This is a genomic window from Streptomyces enissocaesilis (genome assembly GCF_039533765.1).
GTDB lineage: Bacteria > Actinomycetota > Actinomycetes > Streptomycetales > Streptomycetaceae > Streptomyces > Streptomyces enissocaesilis.
This window is the reverse complement of sequence record NZ_BAAAUD010000009.1, coordinates 77,834-87,754: the sequence shown is the minus strand read 5'-3', so window position 1 is coordinate 87,754 and position 9,921 is coordinate 77,834. Positions and strand designations below refer to the sequence as shown.

10 protein-coding genes and 2 pseudogenes are annotated in these 9,921 nt (G+C 72.9%); 5 read left to right on the top strand and 7 right to left on the bottom strand.

Annotated elements, in window-relative coordinates; genetic code table 11:
- Positions 1–15: 15 nt before the first annotated feature.
- Entirely contained in the window at positions 16–243 is a 228-nt protein-coding gene (locus ABD374_RS03275; protein WP_344490263.1) for a hypothetical protein, read from the bottom strand.
- A gap of 48 nt (positions 244–291) precedes the next feature.
- A pseudogene (locus tag ABD374_RS03270) lies at positions 292–606 on the bottom strand (penicillin-binding transpeptidase domain-containing protein); the annotation flags it as partial.
- Between the two features lie 309 nt (positions 607–915).
- On the opposite strand from ABD374_RS03270, the gene ABD374_RS03265 reads away from it, so the two are divergent.
- Complete coding sequence (locus ABD374_RS03265) at positions 916–1,782, top strand: helix-turn-helix domain-containing protein (RefSeq protein WP_344490260.1); 867 nt, start codon at positions 916–918, stop codon at positions 1,780–1,782.
- On the opposite strand, the gene ABD374_RS03260 is transcribed toward ABD374_RS03265, so the two are convergent.
- The 3 genes from ABD374_RS03260 to ABD374_RS03250 all read right to left on the bottom strand — a co-directional run bounded on the left by ABD374_RS03260 (position 1,739) and on the right by ABD374_RS03250 (position 3,609).
- Positions 1,739–2,290, bottom strand: coding sequence for a hypothetical protein (locus tag ABD374_RS03260; RefSeq protein WP_344490257.1), 552 nt, complete (start codon positions 2,288–2,290; stop codon positions 1,739–1,741). The genes ABD374_RS03265 and ABD374_RS03260 overlap by 44 nt on opposite strands.
- Positions 2,291–2,368: 78 nt before the next feature.
- Positions 2,369–2,839, bottom strand: coding sequence for a GNAT family N-acetyltransferase (locus tag ABD374_RS03255; RefSeq protein WP_344490254.1), 471 nt, complete (start codon positions 2,837–2,839; stop codon positions 2,369–2,371).
- A complete protein-coding gene (locus ABD374_RS03250; RefSeq protein ID WP_093801439.1) occupies positions 2,839–3,609 on the bottom strand; it encodes an IclR family transcriptional regulator in 771 nt (256 codons plus the stop codon). Before ABD374_RS03250 ends, ABD374_RS03255 begins: the two co-directional genes overlap by 1 nt.
- Positions 3,610–3,716: 107 nt before the next feature.
- On the opposite strand from ABD374_RS03250, the gene ABD374_RS03245 reads away from it, so the two are divergent.
- The gene (locus ABD374_RS03245) at positions 3,717–5,246 is read left to right on the top strand and encodes an aldehyde dehydrogenase (NADP(+)) (protein WP_344490250.1); all 1,530 of its coding nucleotides are present in this window, start codon (positions 3,717–3,719) and stop codon (positions 5,244–5,246) included.
- A gap of 248 nt (positions 5,247–5,494) precedes the next feature.
- A pseudogene (locus ABD374_RS03240) lies at positions 5,495–5,893 on the top strand (helix-turn-helix domain-containing protein); the annotation flags it as partial.
- Between the two features lie 206 nt (positions 5,894–6,099).
- On the opposite strand, the gene ABD374_RS03235 reads toward ABD374_RS03240, so the two are convergent.
- A complete protein-coding gene (locus tag ABD374_RS03235; RefSeq protein ID WP_344490247.1) occupies positions 6,100–6,480 on the bottom strand; it encodes a VOC family protein in 381 nt (126 codons plus the stop codon).
- Positions 6,481–6,812: 332 nt separating this feature from the next.
- Between ABD374_RS03235 and ABD374_RS03230 the strand changes: the two genes are divergently transcribed.
- Positions 6,813–7,874 carry an aminotransferase class V-fold PLP-dependent enzyme gene (locus ABD374_RS03230; protein WP_344490244.1) on the top strand — a complete coding sequence of 354 codons (1,062 nt, stop codon included), beginning with the start codon at positions 6,813–6,815 and terminating at the stop codon, positions 7,872–7,874.
- Positions 7,875–8,096: 222 nt separating this feature from the next.
- Here the strand turns inward: ABD374_RS03230 and ABD374_RS03225 are convergent, their stop codons facing one another.
- Complete coding sequence (locus tag ABD374_RS03225) at positions 8,097–8,657, bottom strand: MarR family winged helix-turn-helix transcriptional regulator (RefSeq protein ID WP_344490241.1); 561 nt, start codon at positions 8,655–8,657, stop codon at positions 8,097–8,099.
- Between the two features lie 126 nt (positions 8,658–8,783).
- Between ABD374_RS03225 and ABD374_RS03220 the strand changes: the two genes are divergently transcribed.
- Entirely contained in the window at positions 8,784–9,854 is a 1,071-nt protein-coding gene (locus ABD374_RS03220; RefSeq protein WP_344490238.1) for an alkene reductase, read from the top strand.
- Positions 9,855–9,921 lie beyond the last annotated feature (67 nt).

The following is a 9,921-nucleotide window of genomic DNA, read 5'->3' as shown; positions in this document are numbered from 1 at the left end:
CGCCCGTACCGGCGCTCACCGCCGTCGGCCCGCCCGGCGTCCCGACAGGAAGGTGACGCTGAGGACCGAGGCGCCCGGGGCCCGCCGGGCCGGCCCGATGCGCGCGGCCTCCGGCCACCGCCGCCGCCCCGGCAACAGCCCCAGGAGGAGCGGGCCGACGGCCGGGGCCAGGAGTTCGGCCCGCAACGCGACGGCGCGACCGGTGGACCGGATGTGCGGGAAGCCCTTCCGGACCGCCGGCACGACCGGGCGCCGGGCCGGGACCTCCGGACCGGTCCTGCGCCGCCCCCGTCACCGGCTGAGCGCCGCCCGCATCATCTTCTGGGCGACCGGGGCCGCCAGGCCGTTGCCGCTGACCTCCGAGCGCTCCGCGCCCGAGTCCTCCACGAGGACCGCGACCGCCACCTCCTTGCCGGTCGACGCGTCCTTCGCGTACGACGTGAACCAGGCGTACGGCGTCTCGCTGTTGTCGAGGCCGTGCTGCGCGGTGCCCGTCCTGCCGCCCACCTCGGCGCCGCCGATCCGCGCGTTCGTGCCCGTGCCGTCCTCGACGACCGTGACCATCGCGCTCCGCAGCTGCTCGGCGGTGGAGGACGAGACGATCCGCCCGCCCCCGTCGCCTCGCCGCGATCTTCGGCCTGTCGGAACTCACGGCCATCCGCTACGCGGAAGCCGCCCGAGCCCCCATGGCCGGACGCCTGGAAGACGCTCCACCGGCGCACGATGGCCTCCGACGGACCCCGAGGGACATCGGCGAAATCGGTCGGCCGCCGGCCTGACCTGCCACGGGCAAATGCCAAGGTAAGAGTACGTTTCACCTGCTTGTGACATGACGGGATGGCGCGGATCAGCGTCCCTTGCCCCATGGCAACCTTCACTCCAGCACCAGGACTTGGAACCGGAGGTACAGCGCGCGTGGCGGCGAAACCCAACCCCACCATCAGGAGACGCCGTCTTGGGGCCGAGCTCCGCCAGCTCCGCCTGGCGAGCGGGCTGAAGAGCAAAGAAGTGGCCGAGCGGCTCATGGTCTCGCAACCCAAGATCAGCCATCTGGAGAACGGCAACCGTGCCACCAGCCCCCGTGATGTGCGCGACCTGTGCGCCATCTACGGAGTCACGGACCAGCAGGTCATCGACTCGCTGATGGAGATGGCCAGGGAATCCGGCGAGCGGGGCTGGTGGCACCCGTACGGCGGCCACGCCGACAGCGCCTACATCGGCCTGGAGACGGACGCCGCCTCCCTCCACACCTACGCGCCGATGATGGTTCCCGAACTGCTGCAGACACCCGCATACGCCCAGGCGGTCATCGAGGAAACAATCCCCCTGCCTACCGCCGAACAGGCCGCAACGCGCCTCAAGGTGCGGCTACGTCGTCAGCACCGGATCTACGACCCGGCCCGTCCGCTGCACCTGCAGGTCGTCCTGGACGAATCGGCACTGCGCCGCGTCATCGGTAGCCCGGCCATCATGCGTGGACAACTGGAGCACCTGAACGCACTCAGCGCCGAGCCGCACATCACGATGCGGGTCCTTCCCTACACCGCAGGCGCCCACCCGGGCCTGCCAGGACAGTTCTCCATCCTGCAGTTCGCCGAAAACCCCCAGGTGGGAGTGGTGCACCTGGAACGGTTCGCCAACGGTCTCTACCTCGAGAAACCCTCCGACGTGCAGTACTACAGCGCGATGCATGACCACCTTCAGACCCGGGCTCTCGACCCGGCCGGCACCCGCGACTTCATCGCCGACGCCACCAAGACATACGCGGCGCTTCAGCCCTGAGTGCCCATGTGCCGGCGTACGGCCTCAAGCTCTGCAGCCGCGCCAGCCGAGACCGGCCTGAAGGTGCGAGTTCGCCACGGGGAGCCCTTCGGGATACCTGAACTCGCAGCGGACGCGCGGTGGCCTGTTCGGCTCCGTCCGTCACGGGCAGCGCCGAGGCGACGAGCAGCCAGCCGCCCCAGCAGCCGAGCACGCCCGAGCCGGTCCAGGCGAGCGCCGGCGGCGTGCGCAGGGGCAGGCTCCGGCCGCGGCGCAGGGCGAGGGCCAGTACGACGACGGTGGCGTCCATCAGGAGCGTGACGCTGTTGGCGGCCGCCATCAGGCCGGGGTGGTCGAGGAGCGTGCTGCCGTCGGGGATGCCGACGCTGCTGCCGGCGATCCAGGCGGCCTTGAGCGCCACGTAAGGGACGCAGGAGACGACGGCGGCGGTGCGCGCCGCCGTGCGCAGCCGGCCGGCGGGGGCGGGGCGAAGGCCCCGGGGCGTGGGGGCGGGCCTGGTCCGGGTCATGACACCCACGCTCCCGGGCCGGCCGCCGCCGCGCCTCCCGCCCGGCGGTGATCCGCCTCCCCCGTCCGGGGGAGAGGGCTACCGGGCGGGGAGGACGAGGACCAGCTCGTCGACCTCCGTCCCGCGGGCGCCGGCGAACCCCCGGTCGTGCCCGGTGACGGTGAACCCGCACTTCTCCAGCACCCGGAGCGACCCGGTGTTGTCCGCGGCGGCGCGGGCGAACAGCGGCCGCTCGGGGACGAGTTCGAGCAGGGCGCGCAGGGCGGCGGTGGCCACGCCCCGGCCCCAGTGGGCGCGGTCGATCCAGTACGTCACCTGGAGGTCGCCCGGCTCTCCGTACACGCAGACGCTGCCCGCGACTTCGCCGTCGGCGAGCACGGTCCGTACGACGTACTCGGCGATGTTGCGCTTCCAGTGCGCGTCGAACCGGGCCCGGTCCACGGGGTCCGCCGGACCGAAGGCCGCCATCCGCTTCGCCTCGGGGTCCTGGAACTGGGTGGAGAACAGGTCGAGGTCGGACGGTCCCACTTCGCGCAGCATGACCGGCATCAGAGCCTCCGGGTGGCGAGCGTGAGGCGGTCCCGGGCGTCGAACAGCGCGTCCTTGACCGTCTGTTCGTGCGCCGGGGTGAGCCGGGCGACGGGCACCGAGCAGCTGATGGCGTCGCGGGCGGGGGTCCGGTAGGGGATCGCGACACCGAAGCAGCGCAGGCCCAGCGTGTTCTCCTCGCGGTCCACCGCGTAGCCCTGCTCGCGGACGAGACGCAGCTCGTCGATGAGCTTCTCGCGGTCGGTGATGGTGTGCTCGGTCAGCGCCGGCAGGGTCTCCGGCAGCAGCTTGCGGACCTGTTCGTCGGTGTGCGTGGCGAGCAGCGCCTTGCCGAGGGACGTCGAGTGCGCGGGCAGCCGGCGCCCGACGCGGGTGAAGGGGCGCAGGTAGTGCTGGGACTGGCGGGTCGCGAGGTACACGACGTTCGTACCGTCGAGGCGGGCCAGGTGGATCGTCTCCGTCGTGTCGTCGGAGAGCCGGTCGAGGGTGGGGCGGGCGGAGGCCACGACCTCGTCGCCGTCGATGTACGACGTGCCGACGAGCAGGGCCCGCACGCCGATGCCGTACCGCGTGCCCGTCGCGTCCGTCTCCACCCAGCCGAGCTCGACGAGCGTGCGCAGCAGCATGTAGAGGCTGGACTTGGGATATCCCACGGCCTCCTGGACGGCGGCCAGCGAGTGCATGCCGGGGCGGCCGGCGAAATATTCGAGCAACTCCACGGTCCGCACCGCGGATTTGACCTGCGCACCACCCGTATCGGCAGTCGACATCGCGTATCGCCCCTCCTTGACCCCACAGAACGCCCGTTATTAGAGTCCCAGCATATTCAGAAACAGGAACCCTGTTCAGAATACCGAACAGCTGGAAGGACGCCACGGTGGCAGCAGCACCAGTCTGGAGTGTCGACCCCCGAACCGGGAACCCGCGCGAGCAGGTCGCGGTGGAGGCCACGGCGGAAGACGTCGACCGCGCGGTACGGGCCGCGCACGCCGCTCGCCCCGCCCTCGCCGACCGTGCGGTACGGGCCGCCCTGCTCCGTACCGCGGCCGGACTCCTCGACGAGGCGGAGCAGCAGGTCGTCGAGGCCGCCGACGCGGAGACCGCGCTCGGCCCGGTCCGGCTGACCGGCGAACTCGCCCGTACGACCGCCCAGCTCAGGGCGTTCGCGGACGTCGTCGACGAGGGCGCGTTCCTCGACATCAGGATCGACCACGAGGACGGCGCCAGGACGCCGCCCTGGCCCGACCTGCGCCGCTACAGGATCCCGCTGGGCGTCGTCGCCGTCTACGCCGCCAGCAACTTCCCGCTCGCCTTCTCGGTGCCCGGCGGCGACACCGCGAGCGCGCTCGCCGCGGGCTGCCCGGTCGTCGTCAAGGCACACCCCGGCCACCCCGCCACCTCCGAGCTCTGCGTGTCCGTGCTGCGCCGGGCGGCGGCTCGAATCGGCCTGCCGGAGGACGTGGTGATCCTGCTGCACGGCTTCGACGCGGGCGTCGAGCTGGTGAAGCACCCGCTGGTGGCGGCCGCGGGCTTCACCGGTTCGGTGCGCGGCGGACGGGCGCTCTTCGACGCCGCGGCGTCCCGCCCCGCCCCGATCCCCTTCCACGGCGAACTCGGCTCCCTCAACCCGGTCGTGGTCACGCCGGCGGCCGCCGAGGAGCGGGCCGAGCAGATCGGCGCCGGCCTCGCGGGCTCCCTGACGCTGGGCACGGGGCAGTTCTGCACCAAGCCCGGTTTCGTCCTGGCCCCGGCCGGCGAGGCCGGCGACCGGATGCTGAAGTCCCTGGTCGAGGCCGTCGGCGCCGCCGGTCCCGGCGTGATGCTCGACCACCGGATGCGGGACGCGTTCGTCTCCGGCGTACGGGAGCGGGCCGCGCTGGCGGACACCGAAGCCCCGGTGGCCCCGGGCGAGGGCGGCGAGCACGCGGTGAGCGCGGGGTTCCTGACCGTACCGGCGCGGCTGCTGGCCGCCGAAGGCGCGCACGACCTGCTCCTGGAGGAGTGCTTCGGACCGGTCACCGTCGTCGCGCGCTACGACGACCCCGCCGAGGTCACCGCCGTACTCTCCCGGCTGCCCGGCAACCTCACCGCCACCCTCCAGCTCTCCACGGAGGAACTCGCGGGTGACGGGGGCACCGGGGCGGGCCTGCTCGCGGAGCTGACCCCGCTCGCGGGCCGCGTGCTGGTCAACGGGTGGCCGACGGGGGTCGCGGTCGCCCCCGCCCAGCACCACGGCGGCCCGTACCCGGCGACGACGTCCACGTCCACGTCGGTGGGCGCGACGGCCGTGGAGCGCTGGCTGCGGCCGGTCACCTACCAGTCGACGCCGCAGGCGCTGCTCCCGCCGGAGCTGCGCGACGGCAACCCGCAGGGGCTGCCGCGGCGGGTGGACGGCCGGCTGGAGTAACCGGGGCTCCGCCCGTCGCCCGTCGCCCGTCGCCCGTCGCCCGTCGCCGGGCGGGTCGGAAGCTGTCCAGGAGCGGCAGTTCCAGCCCGTCCGGCGATGGAGGGCCGGGCCCCGGGGCAGACCCCCGCACCCGCCGGCGCCGGCCGCGGCCGGGTGGGCGTCGCCGACGTCCCCACCGCCAGCAGCCCCGAGCTGATCAGCGGCGACGGACCCGGGCCGGCCGCGAAGTCCCCGGCGGCCGGTGCGTCCCCGTACGCCGCGCCGGCCAGACCCAGCTCACCGAAATCCCGCTGCCGCCCGAACGCGGAGCCCCCTTCGCCCGCACGCGCGCCTGGGCGATGCGCCACCTCGACGAGCCGCTCACCGTCGCCGACCTCGCCCGCCACGCGGGAGTCTCCGTGCGCACCCTCTCGCGCCGCTTCCACGACGAGACCGGGGCCGGCCCTCTCCAGTGGCTGCTGCGTCGGCGCGTCGAGCGCGCCCGCGCACTGCTCGAAACCACCACGCTCCCCATGGACCAGGTGGCCCGAGCCCGCGGACTCGGTACGGCCCACTCGCTCCGCCTCCACCTGCTGCGCAGGACCGGCCTGCCGCCCGGCGCCTACCGGTCGGCCTCCAGCCGCCTGACCGCGACCGCCGCCCACTGAACTCCGCTCTCCCGCGGCCTCCCGCGGCCTCCTGCGAGGTAATGAGCGGTTCCGGCCGAGCCCCCTGCTCGTCGGACAGGTCACGCCGGCTCGTCACCGCCAGGGGTGGCCACGAGGTCTCCGGTGTTCAGGTTCTTCTCGGCCGGTGAACCCCCTGCCGGAAACCTCGTGCCGGAGACCTCGTGCCGGGGCGTGACCGATGAGCATCAGAGGGGGTTGAGGCGGGCCTTGAGCAGGCAGAACTCATTTCCTTCGGGGTCGGCCAGGACATGCCACTGCTCCTCCCCCGTCTGGCCGATGTCGGCCGGGCGCGCACCGAGCTCCAGCAGGCGTTCGAGCTCGGCGTCCTGATCGCGGTCGGTGGCGTTGACGTCGATGTGCAGCCGGGTTTTCCCCGGCTCCGGCTCGTCCCTGCGGCTGAGGATGATCGTCGGCTGCGGGCCGCCGAACCCTTCGCGCGGCCCGATCTCGAAGCAGTCGTCCCCTTCGCGATCGAGCACCACGAAGTCCAGGACCTCGCACCAGAACCGCGCCAGTACCTCGGGGTCGCGGCAATCGAGCACGAGTTCACTGATACGGCATGCCATGACGAAACCTGCTTTCAGCCCGGGAACCGCCGGAGGGGCCACACGCGAACCCCATGGGCTCACAGCAGCGTGAACAATTCCGTGACCGTACCGGGCGAGACGAGGGCGGGCGAATGATTTCAGGGCCGACCCTGTCCGGGCGGCCGGGCAACCGGGCAGCCGCGCAAGGCCGTTGCGCGGCCTGGAGGCCCTGGAGGGCGTTGCCCAGGCGCCGGAACAGGTGCGGGCGGACCGCCTCGCTGGTAGCGGGAGCAACGCATAAGCATTGCTTGGGGGTACTGGGCAAACATAGGTAATGGACGGGGAGTTGCTGAGGCAGCAGAGTGGAGGGCATGGAACCCCTTACTCTCACCGAAGCCGTAGGCGCCGAGTTCGCGCCGGAGACGACGTACCTCAACACCTCCACCTGCGGGCTGCTGCCCCGTCGCGGCGTCGAGGCCGTCAAGGCCGCGGCCGAGCTGAACGCGACCGGCAGCCCCGACGGCGGGAACAGCTTCGACGCCGTGACCGCCGCCCGCGCGTCCTTCGCGCGGCTCGTCGAGGTTCCCGGCGAGCGGGTCGCCCTCGGCAGTGCGGTGGCCGTCCATGTCGGGCTGATCGCGGCCTCGCTGCCCCCCGGTTCAGAAGTCCTGTGCGCCGAGGGGGATTTCGCCTCGGTGATCAATCCGTTCGTGGTCCGCGGGGACCTCAAGGTGCGGTACGTGCCGCTGGAGGCCCTGGCCGGATCGGTGCGCCCGGAAACCGCACTGGTGGCCTTCTCCGCGGTGCAGTCCGCCGACGGGCGCGTCGCCGACCTGGCCGCCGTACGGGCCGCCGCCGCCGCCCACGGCGCCCGTACGCTCGTCGACGCGACCCAGGCGGCGGGCTGGCTGCCCTTCGACGCGGGGAGCTTCGACTACACCGTCACCGGTGGTTACAAGTACCTGATGGCGCCGCGCGGCGCGTCGTTCCTCACCGTCACCGAGGAGGCGCAGGAATCCCTCACACCGTTCCACGCGGGATGGATCGCCGGCGAGGACATCTGGGACAGTACGTACGGCCCCGTCGCGGAGCTCGCCCGCAGCGCCCGCCGGTTCGACGAGCCGCCGCCCTTCCTGCCGTACGTCGGCGCCGAGCAGTCCCTCGCGCTCCTGGAGGAGATCGGCGTCGAGAACGTACGGGCCCACACCACCGCGCTCGCCGCCCGCTTCCGGGAAGGGCTCGTCTCCCTCGGCCACGAGCCCGTTCCCGCCGACTCCGTGGTCGTCGCCACCCCGGGGCTCGCCCACCGGCTCGACGCGCTGACGGAGGCGGACATCGTCGTCTCCGTGCGCGCGGGGAAGCTGCGCGCGTCCTTCCACCTCTACAACACCGCCGCCGATGTGGACCGGGCGCTGGACGTGCTCGCCGGCTGAGGCGCCGCCGGGGTGCTGTCCCGGAGTCCCGGAGTCCCGGAGTCCCGGAGTCCCGGAGTCCCGGAGTTCCGGAGTTCCGGAGCCCGGTGCTCGGACTCGGTGGCCCCGGGCGCGGTGCTCGGGCCCGGTGCTCGGACTCCGGGGGCCCGGGGTCCGGGGCGCGGGGGCTCGGGCCCGGTGGCCCGTTGCTCGGGGCCCGGCACTCAGGTCGGGCCCCGGAACTCAGGCCCCGGGCTCCGCTCCTCGATCACCGGGCGGGGCGGAGCCGTCAGGGGCACGGTCCGTCGCGCACGCCTGCGCCGCGGACTGCGCCTCCTCCCGCGCCTGCGGGCAGAGGTTGACCTCCACGCGGTCCAGCAGCCGCAGCAGTTCCTTGCGCTCGGGCTCGTCGAGTCCGGCCAGGGTGATCTCCTCCAGCCGCTGCCAGGCCTGCTCCACCTGCGCCTTCAGGCCGCAGCTCCGGCCGGTCGCCTCGACGAGGGCGGCCCGCCGGTCCGCGGGGTCGGGGCGGCGGCGCACATGGCCCGACTGCTCCAGGCGCTGGAGCGTCTTCGTCACCGTCGACGGGTCCAGGCCGACCGCCTTGATCAGCTCCGACTGGCGCACCGGCCCCGCATCCCACAGGTGCATCATCACGAACTCCTGGCCGGGGTAGAGGCCGAGATCGCGCAGGAGCCGGCCCGCGGCGATGCGGTGGAGCCGGGCGGTCCGGGAGATGGAGTGGCTGACCGGGCCGCCGCTCGCGGTGCTCGGAGGCTCGGGGCAGGCGGGTTCGGCGCTCATGGGAACTCCTTCTCGGAACTGTGGGGACAACTTTAGCTTGGTCGGCCAACTAATACGTTACAGTGGCTTCGGCCGGGTTTCATTGGTCGACCACATATCCATGTTTCTCCTTTGGGGGCTTCTGCCGTGACCACCGCATTCGACCCGTTCGACCTGTCGGGCACCCCGCTCGCCAACCGCATCGTGATGGCCCCGATGACCCGCAGCCGTGCCGCCGAGGGCGGCGTACCGACCGGGCTCACCGCCGAGTACTACACCCAGCGTGCCTCCGCCGGTCTGATCGTCACCGAAGGAGTCCAGCCCTCCGTCGTCGGCCAGGGCTACCCCTTCACCCCCGGCCTGCACAGCAAGGAGCAGACCGCGGGCTGGCGCGAGGTCACCGACGCCGTGCACGCCGCGGGCGGCCGGATCTACGCCCAGCTCATGCACGCGGGCCGCATCGGCCACCCCGTCCTCCTCCCCGACGGGCTGGTCCCGGTCGCCCCCTCCGCGGTGGCCGCCGCCGGGCAGCTCTACACCCCCGAGGGCATGAAGGACTTCGTCACCCCGCGCGAGCTGACCGGCGCCGAGGTGCTGGAGACCATCGCCGACTTCGTGAGCGCCGCCCGCAACGCCGTCGACGCCGGCTTCGACGGCGTCGAACTGCACGGTGCCAACGGCTACCTCATCCAGCAGTTCCTCGCGACCAACACCAACCTGCGCACCGACGAGTGGGGCGGTTCCGTCGAGAACCGCGTCCGCTTCGCCGTCGAGGTCACCAAGGCGGTCGCGGCGGCCGTCGGCGCCGACCGGACCGGCCTGCGGATCTCGCCCGCCAACCCGTACAACGACATCGCCGAGACCGACACCGACGCGGTGTACCCGGCGCTCGTCGAGGCCATAGCGCCGCTCGGCCTCGCCTACCTGCACGCCGTCGAGGTCTCCCCCGAGCAGCGTGGACTGCTGCTGGAACTGCGCGCGAAGTTCTCCGGCACCTTCGTCCTCAACCCGGCGACCGAGGGCCCCACGGACCACGGTTCGCTCGGACTCGTCGAGGAGGGCGTCGCCGACCTCGTCGCGTACGGAGCGCTCTTCCTCGCCAACCCGGACCTGCCGGCCCGGCTGAAGACCGGGGGACCGTACAACACCCCGGACCCGGCCACCTTCTTCGCCGGCGAGGCCAAGGGCTACACCGACTATCCGGCGCTGACGGTCTGAAGCGCCTGAAGCACCGACGTGCTTGAAGCGCCTGGGGCATGCGCGAGGCGGGCGGGACCGGTTCCAC